At 39.0% G+C, this 21,589-nt stretch carries 21 protein-coding genes; 2 read left to right on the plus strand and 19 right to left on the minus strand.

What is annotated here, in order from left to right; translation table 11 throughout:
- From ABIL39_07160 to ABIL39_07185, 6 genes are all read right to left on the minus strand, one after another.
- On the minus strand, nt 1-343 hold a 343-nt coding region (locus ABIL39_07160), incomplete at its 3' end, for a hypothetical protein (protein ID MEO0165898.1).
- An 82-nt stretch (nt 344-425) separates the two neighbouring features.
- Nucleotides 426-1,562 (minus strand): ankyrin repeat domain-containing protein, encoded by a 1,137-nt coding sequence (locus ABIL39_07165; GenBank protein MEO0165899.1) that lies wholly within the window; start codon nt 1,560-1,562, stop codon nt 426-428.
- Between the two features lie 66 nt (nt 1,563-1,628).
- A complete protein-coding gene (locus ABIL39_07170) occupies nt 1,629-2,186 on the minus strand; it encodes a CFI-box-CTERM domain-containing protein (GenBank protein ID MEO0165900.1) in 558 nt (185 codons plus the stop codon).
- The gene (locus ABIL39_07175; GenBank protein MEO0165901.1) at nt 2,183-2,806 is read right to left on the minus strand and encodes a tetratricopeptide repeat protein; all 624 of its coding nucleotides are present in this window, start codon (nt 2,804-2,806) and stop codon (nt 2,183-2,185) included. Before ABIL39_07175 ends, ABIL39_07170 begins: the two co-directional genes overlap by 4 nt.
- 202 nt (nt 2,807-3,008) lie before the next feature.
- On the minus strand, nt 3,009-3,356 hold the full coding sequence (locus tag ABIL39_07180; protein ID MEO0165902.1) for a hypothetical protein: 348 nt from the start codon (nt 3,354-3,356) through the stop codon (nt 3,009-3,011).
- A 361-nt stretch (nt 3,357-3,717) separates the two neighbouring features.
- Nucleotides 3,718-3,861, minus strand: a complete 144-nt coding sequence (locus ABIL39_07185; protein ID MEO0165903.1) for a hypothetical protein — start codon at nt 3,859-3,861, stop codon at nt 3,718-3,720.
- A 78-nt stretch (nt 3,862-3,939) separates the two neighbouring features.
- On the opposite strand from ABIL39_07185, the gene ABIL39_07190 reads away from it, so the two are divergent.
- Nucleotides 3,940-4,107, plus strand: coding sequence for a hypothetical protein (locus ABIL39_07190; protein MEO0165904.1), 168 nt, complete (start codon nt 3,940-3,942; stop codon nt 4,105-4,107).
- A 15-nt stretch (nt 4,108-4,122) separates the two neighbouring features.
- Entirely contained in the window at nt 4,123-4,305 is a 183-nt protein-coding gene (locus ABIL39_07195) for a hypothetical protein (GenBank protein MEO0165905.1), read from the plus strand.
- Between the two features lie 279 nt (nt 4,306-4,584).
- Here ABIL39_07195 and ABIL39_07200 read toward each other — a convergent pair whose 3' ends face one another.
- The 13 genes from ABIL39_07200 to ABIL39_07260 form a co-directional block, all read right to left on the minus strand.
- Nucleotides 4,585-4,932 (minus strand): response regulator, encoded by a 348-nt coding sequence (locus ABIL39_07200; GenBank protein ID MEO0165906.1) that lies wholly within the window; start codon nt 4,930-4,932, stop codon nt 4,585-4,587.
- 555 nt (nt 4,933-5,487) lie between these two features.
- Complete coding sequence (locus ABIL39_07205; GenBank protein MEO0165907.1) at nt 5,488-6,894, minus strand: sigma-54 dependent transcriptional regulator; 1,407 nt, start codon at nt 6,892-6,894, stop codon at nt 5,488-5,490.
- 45 nt (nt 6,895-6,939) lie between these two features.
- A complete protein-coding gene (locus ABIL39_07210; protein ID MEO0165908.1) occupies nt 6,940-8,736 on the minus strand; it encodes a HAMP domain-containing sensor histidine kinase in 1,797 nt (598 codons plus the stop codon).
- Complete coding sequence (locus ABIL39_07215; protein ID MEO0165909.1) at nt 8,729-10,267, minus strand: ABC transporter substrate-binding protein; 1,539 nt, start codon at nt 10,265-10,267, stop codon at nt 8,729-8,731. Before ABIL39_07215 ends, ABIL39_07210 begins: the two co-directional genes overlap by 8 nt.
- Nucleotides 10,268-10,418: 151 nt before the next feature.
- Entirely contained in the window at nt 10,419-10,820 is a 402-nt protein-coding gene (locus tag ABIL39_07220; protein ID MEO0165910.1) for a hydrogenase iron-sulfur subunit, read from the minus strand.
- Nucleotides 10,820-13,834 (minus strand): CoB--CoM heterodisulfide reductase iron-sulfur subunit A family protein, encoded by a 3,015-nt coding sequence (locus ABIL39_07225; GenBank protein MEO0165911.1) that lies wholly within the window; start codon nt 13,832-13,834, stop codon nt 10,820-10,822. Before ABIL39_07225 ends, ABIL39_07220 begins: the two co-directional genes overlap by 1 nt.
- A 132-nt stretch (nt 13,835-13,966) precedes the next feature.
- Entirely contained in the window at nt 13,967-14,725 is a 759-nt protein-coding gene (locus ABIL39_07230; GenBank protein MEO0165912.1) for a hydrogenase iron-sulfur subunit, read from the minus strand.
- Nucleotides 14,726-14,833: 108 nt separating this feature from the next.
- Nucleotides 14,834-17,872: a CoB--CoM heterodisulfide reductase iron-sulfur subunit A family protein gene (locus tag ABIL39_07235; protein MEO0165913.1), complete on the minus strand. Its 3,039-nt coding sequence runs from the start codon at nt 17,870-17,872 to the stop codon at nt 14,834-14,836.
- A 15-nt stretch (nt 17,873-17,887) separates the two neighbouring features.
- Nucleotides 17,888-18,766 carry a CoB--CoM heterodisulfide reductase iron-sulfur subunit B family protein gene (locus tag ABIL39_07240; protein ID MEO0165914.1) on the minus strand — a complete coding sequence of 293 codons (879 nt, stop codon included), beginning with the start codon at nt 18,764-18,766 and terminating at the stop codon, nt 17,888-17,890.
- 18 nt (nt 18,767-18,784) lie between these two features.
- Nucleotides 18,785-19,282, minus strand: a complete 498-nt coding sequence (locus ABIL39_07245; protein MEO0165915.1) for a 4Fe-4S dicluster domain-containing protein — start codon at nt 19,280-19,282, stop codon at nt 18,785-18,787.
- Between the two features lie 25 nt (nt 19,283-19,307).
- Nucleotides 19,308-20,099, minus strand: a complete 792-nt coding sequence (locus tag ABIL39_07250) for a response regulator (GenBank protein ID MEO0165916.1) — start codon at nt 20,097-20,099, stop codon at nt 19,308-19,310.
- Complete coding sequence (locus ABIL39_07255; protein MEO0165917.1) at nt 20,096-21,229, minus strand: response regulator; 1,134 nt, start codon at nt 21,227-21,229, stop codon at nt 20,096-20,098. Before ABIL39_07255 ends, ABIL39_07250 begins: the two co-directional genes overlap by 4 nt.
- Entirely contained in the window at nt 21,210-21,422 is a 213-nt protein-coding gene (locus tag ABIL39_07260) for a hypothetical protein (protein ID MEO0165918.1), read from the minus strand. The genes ABIL39_07255 and ABIL39_07260 overlap by 20 nt, the downstream gene beginning before the upstream one ends.
- Nucleotides 21,423-21,589: the final 167 nt, after the last annotated feature.

A 21,589-nucleotide genomic window follows, 5' to 3' on the forward strand; every position in this document is an offset into this window, starting at 1 on the left:
GTCCTTTCAGTTGTTGTAAAATTGCATCCTTCGGTTTGAAAGACGGATAATAATACTTGAAAATATACTTCTGTTTTTCTCTCTCTAACAAGTAGACCTCGGCTTCACCCGTAGAACGGGCAATAACCTTTAATACTTTATAACTCTTATCATTAAGGATAATCTCACCACCAACTGCGCCTACAATTCCAGCCGAGATTATCTGGGTTGTAGGGGTTGGTGCAACAGCAACACCGGCTTTGATTACGGGCTTTTCATCCTTCAGGGTCGTACCACCAGGTGTGACCCCGGATGAAACAATATTTCCCTCTGACCGTTTGGTTTTTTTAGATTTCTCATCCATTTTACATCTCCTTAATTATAGTTTACTTAAATAATTATTCTTGTCAATGCGGGATTTGTTATTATCCAAGATATTCATCAGATTAACAGAACCAGCAAGGATCAAAGTCACCCCCAATTTCATCATCACCGACATATTCACTGGTCAATCGCATCTCATATTTACCATCAACTCTAATAACAAAAATATCGCAACCATTACCATTCATCTTACGAGAGGCAAACAATATCCACTGATTATCAGGTGACCAATCACCTATCCATCCTTTTATTTCAGTGAGACGCCTTCTATTCTCACCATTAGAGTCCATTATATAGAGGTCGTTGCTATTACAAAATGCGATCTTTCTACCATCTCTGCTCCAGAGCGGTTCATAATCGTCTTTTTCAAACAATGTAAGTTTTTCCAATTTGCTTCCATCGGTATTGATTATATACTTTTCGCCCTTCTCGGTAGAAAAAAAGATTTCCTCATCAGAAATCCAGCAAAAGTAGTCAACCGATTCTTCATGCGTGAGGCGGTACATATTCCAGTTATCAACGTCACTTATCCAAATATCACATTTCCATTCTTTTGTTCCCTTGAATGCAATCTTCTTTCCATCCGGTGAGAACTTCGGAAAACTGGGTCCAATATCTTCATTCATTGGCAATTTTTTATATATCCCTTGTTGAATGTCGATAATATAAATTTCTGGAAGAGAATTTATATAACGCTCCGCCCCAAAAGGTAAACGCGTAATACTATATCCCTTATCAATTCTGCTGGCATAATATAATGCATCAACATCCGCAAGTGGTCGGTTTGAAAATCGCAATCCTGAAACAAAAACAATCTTATTTCCATCATTTGAGATATTTGGCATTTCACCGTTCGGATAAATCACTTTCAATCCCGAGCCATCGGATGCCATTGCCATTACTCCCTGTCCAAATCGGGTAAATATTATATTCCAACTTAAATCAGGTCGATTTGGAAGCTCCTTATCTTCAATATCAGGGGCGACGCTTTCCACAGTAATACTTGCCCCTTTTTCTTTAAGGAAATTTACAATCTCTGAATGTCCATTTTTAGAAGCCCACATTAAAGCAGTCCAGCCGTTTTTATCTTTTGCATTAATATCCGCACCCTTATCCAATGCTGCTTTAAGCACAAGCATATTCCCATCTTTAGCTGCTTCAATTAGAACTTCGTTTAAGTCCATTGTGTTTTTCTCCATTGTATTTTATGGGAGCACTGGATTATAGCAAAACTACCAGTGCTCCCGATGCCATTAAGTGTTTTATTATCGGTTGCCATCTCTATATAATAAAATGCCAACAAATTTAACCAGAGGTGATATAATTGCTATTTTTACAATTTCTTTGAGGACTCCAGATTGCGCAATCAACTGAGCGAGAAATGGTGAAAAGAGGTAATAACAGTGGACAAAAAGTGTTCCTAACATTGATTTTGTAAGAACATGGTCTCTGAATTGTGGGATAAGGACAATCTCATTGGCGGGTAGAGAATCATTGAGGGCGGCGGAAATGAAACAACTAGATTTTGTGTTTTTAGCGCTGAATTTGCTTGGTCTTCCGCAGTAAATCTCAATTTTAAAGGTCTCAGGTAATTGATACATAATTACCCAATTTCTGATGTCCTTTTTAAGAAGTCTTTCTACTTCGTTAACCATAAGGGGATCATCGGCGCGGAATTTTTTTATAAGCGGAAGAATAGAACGATATATAATGTGGTCGCCTTCGGGTTTAGTTATCATTAGCCGTGAGATTGTGGGATCGAGATAATCTCTATACCGATTCCGCAGTTCATAGATTTTTTGGGAAGTCTCTCCGTATTTCATTTTTTTGCTCTTTCTGCTCTTTTAGCAGCAACAAGTCCCATATCACTTAATGGTTCAGCATCAGCAATTTTTTCATAGGCCTCAATACCTTTATTTCTGTCCCACCAGAATATAGCATCAGCCGCGTCTAATGCGAGTTTTGTCTTTGGGTCAAATTCAATAACTTTTTGATAGGCTTGTATAATCTCCCCTTTTTTTCCGCCAGTCAAACCAGCCCCCTTTTTATCCATAGCAAGAGCCAGATTATAAAGTGCTGTCTGGTCAGGTTCATTTTTTATTGATTCTGTATACGCAGTAATTGCACTATCCCAGTTCTCTCTCAAAAAATGGGTTTGCCCGATCAAGAAATAAGCCTCAGATCTTAGCGAACTTATGGTTTCGTTTTCAACCGTAACTTCAGGCTTTAATTGCTCTGCCTGAGTGAGTATCTTGAGCGTCAGTTTCATATCACTTTCAATATCTTGAAGATACTTTCTTACATTTGAGAGGGCAGAACTATATTCCGGACTGTCTCTTTCATATCTGTCAAGCAATTTCCTTATTTCGCCGTATGTAGATTGATTCTCTTCTATAAATGACTTCGCTAATATTAAATAATATTCTGCAGTATTTCGTTGCATTTTCGCTCCTTTTTATCCTGAATTAATTCTGCTTCAATTCACATTTTTACACTCGCTTTCTAAGACAAGGGGCAAGTGAAACAATGAAATCTTACACTTACCCCTCATACCTACAACTATTTCTTCCGGACAAGAAATAGAATAACAACCGCAATAATTACGATAGCAATGACAACAACCATTCATCATCTCCTTACATTAATTAGTATTCGATCACTTCTTGTCCGCCGAAGGATTTCGCCACTTCAAGATAGGCTTTTAGCGTCTTGCCTGCTTCTTTAAGACTTTCCGCAAAGCTAATGACTTCGGACAAATCTTTACATTTGTAAGTTTGTCCAGAGAGGAAATCTTTTACCTTCACATCAAGCATATAATCCGTAGGATGTCCCCAGATGCTTACCATTTTTTTCTGGAAGAGTATATCATTTTCAAGTTTATAATTATGAATAAGTTTCTTTTCCTCTTCAGATAATTCAACCTGAGCGCGTACTTCAAACTTTACACCACCGAGTAGTCCTTTGCTTTGATTCTTCGTCAGTATAAGTTTCATTTTAGCCTCCTCATAATTATTTATACCTTGCCTGTCCCCCCACAGTTTGGGCACTTTAAATAGCCCTCGCCGTGGCATCTATCGCATTTTTGGGAAATTAATGTCCCTGTGCTACCTGCACCGTGACATTTGGGACATTTAACTATACCTTTACCTTTACAGGTTGGACAAGTAGCCATTTTTTCTCCTTTCCCCGCTTATGCGGGATTTGCCGTTTAGGGCACGGCTTTGCCCTGGGTGTTCGCAGGCACACCCAGGCCCTTTTGATTAAACACCCTCACCCTCACCTTAATCCTCTCCCTTCAAGGGAGAGGAGAACCGGGGGAAATCTCCTTTCAAGGGAGAGGAGACGGTAAGGGATTTATTTTTCTTTCCATTTTGTGCAGGAAGCATTCCATCTCACCTTATCGCCTGATAACTGGCATTTGCCCTGGTCTTTTTTATCCCCAAACATACCATAATCAGGCTGATAATATCGGCAATTTGTGCAGATTTTTTCTGGCATTTTTCCTCCTTTCCCCGCATTGCGGGAAGATTATTTTCTCTGGTCTTGACTTTATGACTGTTTTGACTAAAATTTAGTATGGAGTTATTTGCAATAATGATGGGGGTCTTCAGTGTAGTCTTGGCTGGCGTTGGAATAGGCTTCGCAATCAATTTAAGCAAACGGACTGACCGTCTAGAAAGGGAAGATGCAAGGGCAAAAGAGTTGATTCACGAAGGAAACATAAGGCTGGAGAAGATAATTTAGGAAGGCAACGAGCGTGTGGAGAAGTTGATTCAAGAGGGTAATGAACGTGTGGAGAGGATGATTCAGGAAGGCAACGAACGTGTGGAGAAGATGATTGAGGAAGGCAGGCGTGAGACAAGGGAGTTGATTAAGTATATCGCAAGTCTTATCTCCGTCGAGGCAGAAAAGACCAGAGAAATAATTCGCTTACCACGCTAACCACCAACTTTTATTCACTCTCACCCTCTTCTCCCATCAGAGTGGATTGGAAGGTGATTATAAATTTTCAAAGACCAAATCAGCCATGGGCTGATATTTTCGCCCGAATTAATCCTGGCCTGATGAAAATCAGGGTCGGGCGCTAAAATTTAAAAAAGAAATTCCAATTACCAAATCCCAAACAATAGATAAATTCCAAAAAGCAACAGCGAGATTCTGTGCGTCAGGATGAGATGCTGAAATAAATTCAGCATGACAGGAAGGACTTTGTAACTTCATCTATTCTCCGAGGATTTCAGCAATTTTGGATTTCAAGACTTCAGGCGGGCTGGACTTTGGAATGAAGCGGTCGCCGAGCATTGTTTTTGCCCTTAAAGCAAGTTCTTTTTCTGGATAACCGGTAATGATTATAAATCGTGATTTGTCTTTTGCCATTTCATAGAGGTCAAGCCCAGTAATTTCGTTTAAGAATAAGTCCGCGATGATTAAATCATATGAGTCTTCTTTTAATTTTTTTAATGCCTCTTCGGCACTGGAGTATTCTTCAACGGCATAATCATTAACAAAGAGTAAGGCAAGCGAGCGCAATGTAGTTAGGTCATCTTCAACCAACATTATTCTTTTCAAAATTTCTCCTCACTTTTTCCCTATCAAAATCAGGCTCAAAATTACGGGCGGAAGTTTTTAAAAATTATATTTTCACTCCTTTAACTTCCGCCCCTTTACTCTACCCCATAAATAATATAGCAAATTTTGTGCCTGAAGGAATAAGATAAAAATAATGAAATTTCAAGAGAAATTTTTACTAAATGTGGCTGTATGTGATGGATGTAATCACACCTTCAAATAGTGATTGACAGATTGATGGGAATATTTACCATGAGTGTCAAGAAAACTTATGAAATTTCAAACCAATTTACCAAATAAACCCGATTAAAAGAGTATGTATGTGTGTGACGGACAAAATCTTAGGTGTGATGGGAAAAGTCACGATTTGGTGAGTCATCCGATGGTCCAATTTTTCATTAGAACCATTGGTAATGGTTTGAGGATGCTATTTATTGGGTTTAAGAATTCACATAATTTCTTTTTATTTGGATGTTCGGGATTTATTATCTTTAACTTTGTAATTACCATAATTTAATTTCCTTTTGCAATATTATACATCCCGATCAAACAAAATCAAGATTTTTTTATTCCTAATTTTTTTATTTTGCGGTGTAATTCTTCCCTTGATATGCCGATTTTCTTTGCCGCACGGGTGATGTTCCAGTTTTCGTTTTGAAGAACTGTAGTAAAATATTCTTTTTCAAATTGCCAGAGTGCCTGTTTTCGAGCTTCTTTATAAGCAAGGCTAAAGCCTTGCCCTACAGGGGATTTGTCAACTTCACCCCCACCCTTCTTCTCTCCCTTCAAGGGTGGGGGAGAAAAAGATTTGGAAAACATCTTCAGGATTTCTTCTTCACTTTCGGTCATTAAATAACATTCAATTATATTCCTTAATTCCCGTGCATTACCAGGCCAGTCATATTCCATAAATGCATTCATAAGTTTTTCAGAAATTTTATGAGACTTTTTTGAAAGGGGGTCAAAGGTTTTAAAAAAATACTCAACAAGCAAGGGAATATCTTCTTTTCGCCTCCTCAAAGGTGGCATATCAACGGCAAAGACTTTTAATCGATAATAAAGGTCTTCGCGAAACTTTTTTGATGCTGCCATTTCTTCAAGATTTTGATTTGTTGAGGCAATGATTCTTGTATCTACTTTTACAGGTCTCGTTCCACCAAGTCTATAGAATTCTCCGGTCTCAAGGAATCTCAAAAGTTTCGGTTGCAAATTTATGGGCAGGTCAGCAATTTCATCTAAAAATAGTGTCCCTCTATGGGCGAGTTCAATCTTGCCAGATTTTCTTTGTTTGGCATCAGTGAATGCACCCTTTTCGTAACCAAACAATTCCGATTCAAAGAGATTCTCGGGGATTGAAGGACAATCAATGGGCAGAAATGGAAATGGTTTCCTCGGGCTTAAATTATGTATCAGTCTTGCACAGACCTCTTTACCGGTACCGGTCTCCCCGGTGATTAAAACACTGATGTCTTCCTTTGCTGCCTTTTCTATCTTTCTTTTGATTTCAACCATAAGCGGACTTTCCCCAATCAAATCAAATCCAGGTCTTATTTCTAAGATTGACTGCGAAATGCCACGAAATTGCTCAAGTTGTCTTCTTTCCTGCACAATCTTAATAAAATTGGCAACCTTTATTTTCAATTCTTCAGGAGGAATCCCTTTTGTGAGATAGTCATCAGCCCCGGCTTTGATTGCCTGGACTGCGGTCTCTATTGAGCCGTAACCGGTTAAAACTACCACAAATGTCTCTGGTGACATTTCTCTTGATTCTTTTATGAGCGACAGTCCATCTTCAAGATTGGGAAAGTAAAGGTCGCATAATAAAAGGTCAATCTCATATTCCTTCAATATCTTTATCGCCTCGTCTTTTGTTGTAGCAATCTGGGGTTGATATTCTTTGAGGACCATTGCCAGTCCTTCTACAACAATCTTTTCGTCATCAGCAATTAGAATCCTGTACACTTCTACCTCCAGATTATTGAAAATATCATTAACCTATTGTTTTGTCTATCTAACTTCATTTGTAATACTCCGAGGCAGCGTAATTATAAATTTGACTCCGATGCCCGGTTTATTTTCAATCTTAATTTCGCCATTATGGACTTCAACAATTTCCCTAACAAAGGATAGTCCAAGACCAAGCCCTTTCTTTTTTGTCGTGGTGAAAGGTTCAAAAATTTTATCAAGGATTTCTTCAGGTATTCCACCGGATTTATCTGAGATTTCTATATACACGGATGGGTTAAGATTGGTTTTACCCTCACCCTTTCCCTCTCCCTTCAAGGACGAGGGGATAGAAATAGTTTTAATTGTGATATGACAGTCGTCTTTCTTTGCCTCATAAGAGTTTTGAAAGAGATTCAAAAATACCCGTCGCCACTGAGCAGGGTCAATCATTAAAATTCCGACTTCACCAAGTTGTAAATCAATCTTACAGGGGTTTGCCTTTTCAAATTCATCTGCAACATCTCTAATCAATTTATTAATGTCTACCCTCTCTAATCTCGGTTCATATATTCTGCCGTGATCGGCAATTCTTTCTATGATTTCGCCCAGCCTTTCAATTCCGATTGCAATCTCGTTGAAATATTTATAACGTGGGTCATCCTTTTTTATGAGATTCCTCAATTCACTGGTAATAAGCGAAAGACCATAGACTGGATTGCGCAAATCGTGGACCATATGGGCAGCAAATCTTCCGATTGCCGAGAGTTTTGCCGATTTTAATCTTTCTTGAGTTAATATCTTCAGTTTTCTGCTCAATTCATTGATATTATCGGCAATTGCACCAAATTCATTAGGGAAACGGATTGAGATTTTCTTATCAAATTCACCTACGGCTATCTCTTTTGTTCTATTCAGAATTTTTGTAGTATTATTTTTAATATAAAAGCCTGTAAATAAGAATAATATACAGACGAGCAAACCAAAACCAGTAGTTAATAAAAATCCCCGAGTGATACCGCTCTTTATCCCGGAAATCATTGCAGTATAATCAATGCCAATAATTAAAGAAACCTTTTCTAAACTTTTCCCGATACAAAGGATGGCATCAACATCAAATTTCTGGATGCGGAAGATTCTATTTTGAATAGTATAATCAGAAACTTTATGCTCCCGCTCTTTTATCCTTAATGCCTCTTCAGATTTAATAAAATCAGTATTGTTGTATATAATGTCATTTTGTTTATCAAATAATATAAGGAAAGAATTCATCGGGAGATTAGTCTTTTTCACCGAATTTGTGACTAATTTATAGAGACTGACATCAATTAAAATAAACTGCTCACTGGCAAGTTTATAGATTATCCGCTGAACAAATCCGGAACGGTCAGGAAGTAATTGCAAAGGGAACAGCGTTGTATCAGAAAAATTTCTCAGTGAACTCGAATCTATCGGTGGCATATCTCTGAATTCTTCATAAGGTTTGGGTGTAAAATATGTCTGGTCTGGATTTGCTAAAAGGGAAAAGATACACCCCCCTCTGGAATCAAGCAGGCTGATTCTTGAGAATGGTCTTTCGCTACTGAAAAAATATGAGCCAATCTCTTCTTTTTTATAGGTTCCATTTTTAAAAAGATATCTTTTTGCAAAATAGATTTCTTCTTCGCACCTTCTACATTCATCTTTGAAGGATTCAATAAAAGTACTTCCATAAAAGGTCAGTCTCTGGTCAATATTTTCTTGAAGTTTTTTGATGGTAATATGGTTGATTGAGAACTGGATTAATATCAAAGGGAGCAAGATGATAAAGATAAGCACAAAAAATAAGAACGACGAAAACGAACCGAAAAATCTATTCATCCTTCCACCAGGTATAGGGTGAGATGTATGATATGGGGTCAAGAGATTCTAAGTTCTTTTTTGCAAGAAAGCAGGGATAACTCCAGTAGAGAAATACAAATGGCGGTTCCTCAAGGACCAGGGAGTCCATCTTGCATATTAAAAGGCTATCGGGCTGGGCATCGTATGATTTCCACAGCGAATCAAAGACTGAAGAACGAAAATCAACCCAGGGTGCTGAACCGCTGTAGTAAAGACGGAGATGGGAATATGGAGTTGAATCACTATAGAAAATTGAGATGACATCAAAATCCCATCTGGGATGTCCCCGCAATGCTGCGACCCTTGTCGCACAGGACAATTTTGTTTCAATTCCTATTTTTGCCAACTGCGATTGAAGCACTTCGGCAATTTGTCGGGAAAATGGATTGGGATAGTGTTGGAAGAAAAGGCCTTTAAGTCCATTCTTATAACCTGCCTTTTTTAGTAACTCAATCGCCATTTGCGGATTATATTCGTATTTAAATTCACAGAAGTATTTCAATGTCGGGCCATAAGCAGGTAAGGCAAAAGGCAGAGCTAAAATTTTTGTAATCTCATCGCGATTTACTCCATAGTTTAGCGCCTTTCTAACCAATGGGTCTTTTAAAGTCGGATTCTCCCAATTATTCAATAGTATGGTAAGTGAAGGGAACGGACATCGGATAATTTGGATTGAATTTTCATAATCTTCCTTGACCATAAACTGATCCCCTAATTTTTCAAAAATTAAGTCAGCGACTTCGGCGTTCACAGGTGATATATCAACTTCGTTGTTTAATAATGCATTTATACACTGATTAATATCACCAAAAAATTTAATAACAATCTTATCCAAATACGGTAGTTTTTGTCCAACCTTATCTTTTGCCCAGAAGTTTTTATTCTTTACCAAAGTAAGCACTTTTTCATTCCAGAATTCAAAACAGAATGGTCCTGACCCAACCGGATGGAAACAAAAGTTATCTTTATATCTTTCCCTGGCTTCTGATGGAGTAATATAGACCATCTCATTGTCAAGGCGCCTGACAAAGTTTTTATCGGACTCTTTAAGAATAAATTTTATTCGAAATGAATCAAGGACGATTATTTCTTTTATTCTATTAACCGGTTCTAATTCTAATGCAGGGTTTGGATTTTTCATTAACTCGTATGTATATTTCACATCATAAGCACTTACCCGGCGGGGGTTATAATCAAAACATGGGTCAGTATGAAAAAAACAATCCTTCTTTAATACAAATTCCCATTCTGTATAATCTGGTGAATGAGAAAAACTTTGAGCGAGGCCCAATTCTGGATTATCAACAGAATACAATGGTGAATAAACCAACCTTATAATCTTCATTGCTCCAGCACAACCCCAATCCTTTTGTGGGTCAACACCAATCAAACCACCGGTCCATGCAATTCTCACTTCTCCGCCGGGTTTTGGTATATCGCTCTTTTTTTTACAAACAATCACAATAAGTAATATTAGCAATATTACAGTATATTTTGCAATTCTCTTCATAGAATTCTATTACCATTATATTTTATACAAAGTTTTCTATGTTGTCAATGGGTGTTCAGCCTCGGTTTCTGGTGCAAATTATTATAAGCAATTAAGCTATCAATTTGTCATTATCAAATGTAGTGACCGAGTTTACTCGATATTAAAAAACTTAACTGATCGGCCCGAGTTCGGTGATTGTTTTTATGAAGTTATTTATTACTTCCTGGAATCTTGCACCCTCCCCTGCTGAAATCCATTCCAGTTTTAAACGTCTGTCATCAATCCCCATTTCTTTCAAAAGTAATTTTAGTGCATTATACCTCCTCAATGCTTTATAATTACCAGAAATATAATGACAATCACCAGGATGACACCCGGTGATCAATACTCCATCTACGCCCTTTTTGAACGCAGTCAATATAAAATCGGGCTCGACCCTCCCTGAGCACATTGTTCTTATTATCCTGAAATTAGGATTCATCTGGAGACGTGAAACACCAGCAAGGTCAGCGCCCGCATAGGAACACCAATTGCAGCAGAAGACGATTATTTTGGGTTTGAAATCAGACATCACAACGCCTCCACCATTGCCATTATCTGTTTTTTTGTAAATCCATACTGAATCATCGCGCCCGAAGGACAGGATGCAACACAGGTTCCGCAACCTTTACATAATGCCTCATTGACACTGGAAATTCTCTTACCATCCTTCTCTTTGTAAACAATCGCCTCATAAGGACACAGGGCGCCACACATACCGCAACCCGCACAAAGTTCTTCATTTACTGATGAAATAGTTGCCTCAGCATAATATTTTTTGTTTGAAAGAATCGTTGCCGCACGTGCTGTCGCAGCTTGTGCTTGAACAATAGCTTCGGCAATCGTCATCGGACTATGCGCCATACCAGCCATAAATACCCCTTCAGTAGCAAAGTCAACCGGTCTTAGTTTAACATGCGCTTCAAGGAAGAAACCATCGCTGTTTAAGGGAACTTTAAGCATTTTCGCAAGTTCTGCATTATTAGGCTGGGCGATAATTCCCGCGGAGAGGACAACGAGATCGGTATCTATAACCAGATCTTCTTTCAAAATTGGTTCAAATGCTTTTATCTTCATTTTCCCATTCTCAATGATTAATTCGGGTTTTTTCTCATCATCATATCTAATGAATACCACACCCTTTTCTCGCGCCTGACGATATAATTCTTCTTTAAATCCATAGGTCCGAATATCTTTATAAAGGATATAAATATTTGCATCAGGCTTTGTTTCAAGGAGATTCAATGCATTTTTTATCGCCTGGGAACAGCATATACGACTGCAATATTTTCTATCGTTATCACGGGAACCAACGCACTGAATCATCACAATCGTCAGATTGTCTGATAGTCTGAAGGTCTGATGGTCAAAAAGAAATTTTTCCAGTTCCCGCTGGGTAATTATTCTTGGATCTTTGCCATATTGATATTCGGTTGGTTTATATTCCTGCGCGCCGGTTGCAACAATCACAACACCATGTTCAATCTCAACTGGTTCTAAATCTCCGCTTATAATTTTTGTTTTATAATTTCCCACAAATCCAGTAATCTGTTCTATTCGGCTGTTTGTATAAACCTTTATAAGTTTATTATTTTTTATCTTTTCAATTGTATGATTCAGAAAATACTGGACATCCCTATTCTCAAAGGTCTTATGTATATGCCTGATATTACCACCGAGTTCTCCTTCTTTCTCAACTAGAAACACTTCAAAACCCTGCTCAGCAAGCAATAATGCCGAACTCATCCCGGCTATACCACCGCCAATCACCAATGCCTTAGGAATTACATCAATCTCAACTCTTTTTAAAGGCATAAGCAAGCGTGCCTTTGCCACTGCCATCCGCACTAAATCTTTCGCCTTTTCAGTGGCTGCCTCCGGTTCATGCATATGAATCCAGGAGCATTGATCACGGATATTTGCCATTTCAAATAAATAAGGATTCAAACCTGCTTCCTGTATCGTTTCTCTAAAAAGTGGCTCATGAGTTCTTGGTGTACAGGAAGCAACGACAACCCTATTCAATTTATTCTCCCTAATTTTTTCAATTATCCTTTTCTGAGTGTCCTGAGAACAGGTATAAAGATTACTTTCTGCATAAACAACATCGGGTAATTTTTTTACATATTCAACAGTTTCCGGCACATTTACATAACCACCGATATTTATACCACAATGGCAGATAAATACACCAATCCGTGGTGGCTCATTTAACACATCCGATTCAGCCGGATATTCTTTTTTTGTCACAAGCGTACCCCTTACATCAGACAGTAATGCCATTGCCCTTCCTGCTGCTGCTGATGACTGGGCAACGGTTTCGGGGATATCTTTTGGTCCAGCAAATGCCCCACAGACAAAAATGCCATCGCGGATTGTATCAACTGGTATAAATTCTGAAGTCTTGCAAAATCCATAATCATTCAAAGGCACCCGTAGATAGCGCGACAGTATCCGCATATCTGTTTTTGGCACAAGACCAACTGATAGAACTACCATATCAAATTCTTCTTCTTTTATAAAACCTTCTTCATCTTCATAATGGACAAGCAAATTTTTCGTTTTGGGAATTTCCTCAATCCTTGAAACACCTGCACGTATAAATCTCACTCCGTATTCATTCTTTGCCCGGTTATAATAATCTTCAAAGCCTTTACCGAATGTTCTTATATCCATATAAAATATTGTAGTCTCAAGACCATTCTTTGAATGCTCTTTAGCAATTATTGCTTCTTTGATTGCATAGGTGCAACAGACCGAAGAACAATAATGATTCCCAACCTGTGGGTCTCTTGAACCGACACACTGGACAAAGGCAATTTTTTTCGGTACCTTACCTTCATAGGGTCGGAGCAGATGTCCGGAAAAAGGTCCTGAGGCAGATAAAATACGTTCAAATTCAAGACTGGTAACAACATTCTTATAAATTCCGTAACCAAATTTTGTATAAACGTTCGGGTTAAATATATCAACCCCAGGGGATAAGATTATCGCACCAACATTTATGTCTTCGACAAGGTCTTTGTCTTTATATTTTATTGCCCCGGCAAGACACAACTTCTCACAAACACCACAACCAATGCAGTTGTTTTTATCAATTACATAAACTGCAGGAACTGCCTGTGGATATTCAATATAAACACTCTTTCTGTTTGTTAAACCCTGATTAAATCGATCGGCGATTTCAATTGGACAATGCTTCTTACATTCCCCGCAACCAGTGCATTTTGTAGCATCTACATATCGTGCTCTCTTTCTTACCTTTACCACAAAATTTCCCGCATCACCACTCAATCCTTCAATCTTTGCATCGGGGATAATCTTTATGTTTAAATGGCGTGCACACTCTACAAGTTTTGGTGCCATAATACACATTGAACAATCATTTGTAGGAAATGTCTTATCAAGCATCGCCATTATCCCACCGATCGCTGGTGCAGAATCTATCAAATAAACCTTAAAACCCGAATTTGCCAGGTCCAGTGCTGCCTGGATGCCCCCGATGCCACCACCGACAACCATTACTGCGCCAATTTTCTTATTCATAATCAAAATCCTGAAATTTTAAGAAATGGTTTAAAGGTTAGAGTTGGGTTCTTGGTTCCTTCAAACAATTCAACCAAACTAAACCGGCTTCTCAATCCTAATCCAATGACTATAAAATCTTGGATTGCTAAATTAGCATTTATTAGCCCGATATATCGGATATCCATCCTTTATCTCCATCATTGATACATCACCCTTTTCTTGAAGGGAACAGACACATTTAAATACAATATCTGGAGCAATATTTAATTTACAGGCAATCTGTGGGGTAGCCAATTGATCAACTTTCAATAGCCTTAATATCCGCGCCTTTGTATATTCTTCGTATAAGATCTCTTCAAGTTTTTTATCAAAATCTTCAACAGGTATTCTTTCACCATAGACATTCCCTATCTCGGTTATTTGATATTCCACACCGGTGAGATGTCTAAATCTTTCACCCTGGAGGACATCTCGGACCGATACTAACATATCTTCTGTATCTTCATTTATTTTTATTGGACCCAAATTTCTTATTCTATCCACAAATGTATTAACCAGACTGGCAAACCGCTCACCTTCGGCGGCAGAAACCCAATCAAGATATAACCTTTCTTTCTCAATTTTTGTATATGAAAGTAGTTTCTGTGTTGCAATAATTCTTTTTTCTGCATTATAATTTCCATTGAGATAATGGCAATCGCCAAAATGACAACCTAAAACCATTACACCATCTATTTTGCGCAAGAAGGCATTGATGATAAAAATCGGATCAACCCTTCCTGAACACATTACCCTTATTACACGGATATTTGGCCGGTACTGAATCCTTGATACACCTGCCAGATCAGCACCTGCATAAGAACACCAGTTGCATAGAAAGCCAAGAATCCGGGGCTGAAAATCAGTCATTTTTTTCTCCTACCTGCAAAATTACCCTGACCAATAAATATAAAAATCCACTCCGCTTCCCCACCCAGACTTTGAACCCCTCTCTGCCTATTAGGTTACAATACATGATCACAATACCTCCACCATTGCCATTATCTGTTCATTGGTAAAATGTTTCATCGTTATTGCCTGTTGCGGACAGGATGCTGCGCAACTACCACAACCTTTACAATAAGCCGAAATGACTTCTGAACGATAGCCCTTCTCAGTCCTTTTTAATTCATGCGCCTGATACGCACATAATTTTTCACATATTCCGCAACCAATGCATTTCTCCTTATCAACTTCAGCAACCGCAGGCAGAACTTCGATCGTATCTCGGGAAAGAACAACTCCAGCTCGGGCGACTGCTGCCTGTGCCTGGGCAATTGACTCATCTATCGTTTTTGGTCCGTGAGCCATTCCGCAGATAAATATTCCATCTGTAGCAAAGTCAACCGGACGAAGTTTCATATGTGCCTCAAGGAAAAACCCATCTTCATTTAAGGGTACCTTTAATAATTGGGCAATCTCTTTATTTGATTCATTGGGAATGATACCTGCAGAAAGAACAACTAAATCCATAGGCAACTCAATTTCCTCATTGAGTATCAGTTCTTTTGCCTTAACAAAAAGTGAACCATCACGCAGGGAAATCTCTGGTTTATTTTCATCATCATATCTGATAAATAATACACCGGCATCCCTTGCCTTTTGATAGTATAATTCATTAATTCCGTAAGTTCGTATATCTTTATAGAATATCACCACCTCGGTTTCAGAATTTTTCTGTTTGATAAATAGGGCATTCTTTATCGCCTGGGTGCAACAGATACGACTACAATATTTCCTATCTTTATCTCGCGAACCAACACACTGAATCATTGCTATTGTCTTATAGTTGAATGGTTGAAATGTTTGGTTAAATATCTTTTCTTCCAGTTCCCGCTGGGTGATTATCCTTGAATCTTTGCCATATTGATATTCGGTCGGTTTGTATTCCTGCGCACCAGTCGCAACGATTATTACACCGTGTTCAAACTCAATCAATTCCTGCCTCTGGCTTTCCTTTTCCAATTTTTTTATCCTTGTGCGGAAATTACCAATATATCCATTCACCGATTCTATTTTGCTATTCTTATAAATTTTAATATTGGGATTTGTTTCCACACTTTTTATCAACGAACTTAGATATTCTTTTACATTCCGGCCGTCAACGGTCTGATTGATATGTTTTGCATTTCCACCCAATTCTGGTGATTCTTCTACAAGATAAACTTTGTATCCCTGATTGGCAAGACTCAATGCCGCATTCATCCCACTGATACCGCCACCGATTACGAGGCCACTCTGGTTGATTGGAATCATAATCGTGGGTAGAGGTTCTAAATGATTTGCCCGTGCACATGCCATCCTGACCAGATCTTTTGCCTTTTCGGTTGCCAGTTCTGGTTCCTGAGAATGAACCCAAGAGCACTGGTCACGGATATTTGTAAACTCTAATAAGAACTTATTTAATCCCTTCTCTCTTATCGTCTCCTGGAATAACGGCTCATGTGTTCTGGGTGTACAGGCAGCAACCACAACCCTATTGAGTTTATATTTTTCAATCATCTCTTTAATGTGTTGCTGGGAATCATCAGAGCATGAATACAGATTGTTCTCAGCGTATACTACATTGGGCAAAGTTTTTGCATATTCAACAACTTCCATTACTTTTACTGTCCCGGCAATATTTATGCCACAATGGCAGACAAAAACACCGATACGCGGTTGTTCACCTGCAACAGCAATCTCTGCAGGATATTCAATCTTTCGGGTGAGTTTATGTCTTTCTTCTTTTATCAATTCTATTGCCTTCTCTGCGGCGGCACTCGCCTCCGTGACGGTTTCCGGAATATCTTTAGGCGATGATGCGGTTCCACATACAAATATACCGGGCCGAAGTGTCTCAATTGGAGAAAATGGCATGGATTTAATAAAATTAAAATTTGACAATTCCAAATTCAAAACTTCCGCAAGTCTTTTTATATTTTCATCGGGTCTCAAACCGACAGACAGAACCACCATATCAAACTCTTCTTTATTAAGTTTGCCATCCTCATCTTCATATTTGAGTAATAAATTTCTGGTCTCGTTCAGCTCTGTGACTTCACCAATCATTGCCCTTTTAAATTTTATGCCGTATTTCTCTTTTGCCCGTTTATAGTATGATTCAAAACCCTTGCCAAATGTCCTCATATCCATATAAAATATTGTGCAGTCAAGGGCGCGGTTATGTTCCTTCATCAAGATTGCTTCTTTAATCGCATAGACACAACAGACTGACGAACAATAAGCATTTCCCGATTTTGTATCACGGGAGCCGACACATTGAATGAATGCAACCTTTTGCGGCTCTTTTTTATCAGAAGGTCTCACAAGGTGCCCCTGGAAAGGACCCGAGGCATTCAAAATCCTTTCTAATTCAATAGATTTTATTACATTGGCATATTTGCCATAACCATAGGTAGACTTCAAACGGGGGTCAAAGGTTTTTGAACCAGTAGCAACGATAATACTCCCGACATTGATATCAATTTGCTTATCTCCCATATTAAAATCAACTGCCTTTGCCGGACAGAGGATCTGGCACACGCGACATTTACCACCTTTTACAAAATATGTGCAGTGCTCTTTATCAATCACGGCCTTGTTGGGGACTGCCTGTGGAAATGGAACATATATCGCCTTTCTCTTTCCCAAGCCACATTCAAAATCCGAATCCACTTTTATCGGACATTTTCCCCAGCATACACCACAGCCATTACACTTATCCCAATCAACAAACGTTGACCTTTTTAAAATACGGACCGCAAAATTGCCAGGTTCACCGCTAACATATTTAAGTTCTGCATAGGTTATCAATTCAATATTCGGATGTCTTCCTGCACTCACCAGTTTCGGCGCCAATATACACATTGAACAATCATTGGTCGGAAAGGTTTTATCAAGTTGTGCCATCACCCCGCCGATACTCGGTGTTTCTTCAAGTAAATAAACTTTAAATCCTGAATCGGCGAGGTCCAATGCCGCCTGCACACCTCCAATACCGCCGCCGATTATGAGCACTGCGCCGACCTTCTTCATTGCTCTGGTGAATTCTTACATTATCTTTTCAAGAATTCTTTTGGTGGATACTCTGTTCATCTGTAAACCGAGCGTCCTTGGTTCCAAACCCATTGCCAAACCCAAAACCTGTGGATAATAAAGCACGGGAAGATTATATTGTTCCTGAAATTTCTGTTCAATCTTTCTCTGATTATCATCATACATGACGCTACAGAATGGACACATCAAAACCATGGCATCCGCAGAATCCCTCGCAAGCTCTTTCAACTTCGGACGGGTTAATGCATATGCTGCATCTTCATTTACCGCCAGAATCCCGGCACCACAGCACCTTAATTTTTCTGGATAGTTTATCACCTTCGCGCCGGTGATTGCAATCAACTCATCCAGCGACTTTGGGTTTTCCGGGTCTTCAGCATTCTCGTAAATATCCGAAGGTTTCAAATAGTGACAGCCATAATGAGGCGCCAGCGCGAGATTTGTTAATCTTCGTTTTATTGTCTTACCTATTCTTTCTGCCCCCATCTCCTCATAAAGAATTTTGACGAAATGTTTTACTTTAACTGGTTTGCCAATCTTTAATTCTATACCGCTTTTTTTCAGTTGTGCCAAAACCTTCGCCCGCTGATCAAAATTTTCATTCAAGTGTTTATTCACCTCGGTCAGCGAACCAGTGCAGGCGCTGCAAAGGGTGCAGATATGTAAACCCTGTTCTTCAGCCGTAAGGATGTTGCGTGCCGCCATCAAGAAATAGGTATCATAATGGACGGATTTAAGTGGAAATCCACAGCACTCAAAATCATCAATGTCAATAAGTTCAATACCTAATGTCGATGCCACAACCCTTGCCGAAATCTCGTAATTTCTACCCCGACCCAAGACCGTACAACCCGGAAAAAATGCATATTTCATAAAACCTCACTTCATAAACTATTTATCAATACTCTGTGGTGCAAGGAGTTGATCAACTCCCGTGAACTTCATGATCTTTTCAGTAAAGCCTTTTGTTTTTGAAACCCTGGGTAGTCCCAGCGCGGCACGCTTATTATTGTCGAATTCATCAATTTCATAGAGTCTCCCCAGTTTTTTCAGCAGTTCTAGTTGCTGGATAAATGCTTTGGGCACATAACCTTCTTTTACGGCAATATTTTTAACGGCATTCATCACTTCGGTGAATCGCACACCCTGGGGACATCTTTCCGTGCAGGCGTAACAACCGGAACAAAGCCATATAAAATCATTCCCGAGGACCCTTTTTTTCATGCCTAAAAGAATCATTCTGATAATTTTTCTTGGATTATATCTATCATCAATCTCGCGCACCGGACAACTCGCCGTGCAGATACCGCAGGCAAAACATAATTTGATCTTCTCGCCACCAGACTCTTGAGCAACCTGGTATTTAAATTTTGGGTCAATATCGCTCATAATCCCCCTTCAAATTTTTTATCAGCTACCGAAACAGTAAATGTTTTTCGATTTTTTTCAAAAGTGTTTGCGTATCCACCGGTTTATCAATGAAATCATCTGCAAGGTGGTCAATGGCAATGTCCACCGCGTATTCTGGTTTTGATAATTGCTGTCCGATTGCGGTAAGCATTATTATCGGAATGGGACGGGTCTGAGGATTTTTTCGCAATTCATAGCAAACCGTGTAGCCATCCTTGCCCGGCATAATGACATCCAGAAATATCAAATCGGGATTCTCGCTCTTTGCCTTTTGAATGCCCTCTTCACCATCACGTGCAGTAATAACCTCAAAGCGGTTTGCCTCTAATATCTGTTTGGTGGCGTCAAGGAAATCCGGATCATCATCAACAAGGAGAATCTTGGGACGCCCAGTCTCTGCTTTCGGTTTTGGCTGGGAAGCAGTAAGGAGAAATCTCACCTTCTCCAAAAGCAATTCTGGACTTGCAGGTTTTTCAATATAGGCATCAGCCTTGTGTTGAATACCAATGTTTTTAGGATAGGTTGCTGACTCAGCACCGATTGCGGTAAAAAGGATTACCGGAATATTCTGTAAATCTGGATTCTCCTTTATCTCCCGACACACGGAAAAACCATTGATATCGGGCAAAATTACATCCAGAATGATTAAATCAGGCTTTTCATTCATTGCCTTTTTTAAGCCGGTGTGCCCATCAAACGCGGTAATCACTTCGTAACCTGCGTTATTGAGAATCACCTGGTTAGCTTCAATAAAGTCCTTATCGTCATCGATAAATAAAATCCTTATTTTTCTCATGACTCACTCCTTTTTTCCGGTCCACCATGACTGGTGGTTAAAGGTAAATAAACTGAAAAAGTGCTCCCCTCGTTTAATTTGCTTTTTATTACCAGTCGTCCATTATGAAGATCAAGAATTTTTTTCACAATTGCTAACCCTAAACCCGAACCAGTAGCAACACCTTCCCTCTTAACCCGATAGAATTCTTCACCGAGTCTTTTCATATCCTCTTCGGAAATACCAATGCCCGTATCGGTGATCTCTGTAACTGATAATTTATCGCTTATCCAGCAATTTACAAAAATTGATCCATTTTCACGATTATATTTCACGGCATTGGTGAGTAGATTAACAAATACTTCTTTTAACAGCTCCGGATCACCAAAAATAATCATTTCTCCTGGAGCAATCTCTTTTTCAATCTTCACCTTTCGTTCCTGCGCAAGTGGGTTTATTATTTCTATCGCCTCTTCAATAATCTTGCGCAACGAAAATTCTTCAAAACTATCTTTCAGATTCAACTCTTCTATCCGTGCCAATTTCAACCAGCGATTGATGAGATTCAACATTTCATGCAACCTTATCTTCATTCTTTCAATGATCTTCATCTGGCTTTCTGGGATACCACCCACCATTCCTCCGGCAAGCACCTCAAGATACTGTATCACCGCCACCAACGGGGTACGCAACTCATGAGAAACCAGCGAGATGAAATTCTGGCGCATCATATCTTTTTCTCGCTCCAATCTTTCTTTCTCGTCCTGAATCTTTTTTCGTTCCCATGCGCGCTCCGTAATCACCAGAAGTTCTTCAACAGTAAAAGGTTTAGGCAAAAAATCAAAGGCACCACTCTTCATTGATTCCACCGCGGTCTCGATGGAAGCATATCCGGTAATCACAATCGGTATCGCCCCGGTCCTCTCCTCTATGACCTTCTTTAAAACTTCCATCCCACTTATTCCCGGCATCTTTAAATCAATAAAAATAATATCCGGCTTGAATTCTAAAAATCTTTTAAGCCCTTCACTTCCATTCGCTGCGCATTCAACCTCATATCCTTTTTCGCCAAATATTTGACAGCACGCATCACGAATCGTCTGTTCATCATCAATGACCAAGATTTTTGGTTTATCTCTGCTCATTGCCATTCTGGTCTACTTTCTGAATGGTCTTCTTTACCACTTTTTTCTTTTTAGCCAGATAACCTTGATAAATCGGACAATCAAAATATGTTGATTCACACTTTGACAATTCTGTGTTTTTGCCCTTAGGAATCATTTTTCTGGTCGTGGCTATCGAACAGTAATTGACAACGATCTCTTCAAGAAAAGGACACTTCATCACTCCATTCAATAAGCAAAAATCGTGCCTGCTGACATTTCAAAATCTCTCGAAAAATCATGAAATTTTTCTCTTTTACAAAATAAGAGGGGGTAAAATGTGTTTATTTATGCAACATTTGCCTTTCACATTATTTTCCAATGGTTATTTGTTTAATTTTTTTACAC

It is taken from the genome of candidate division WOR-3 bacterium, from assembly GCA_039802205.1.
Classification (GTDB): domain Bacteria; phylum Hydrothermota; class Tepidihabitantia; order SM23-42; family JAOAFX01; genus JAOAFX01.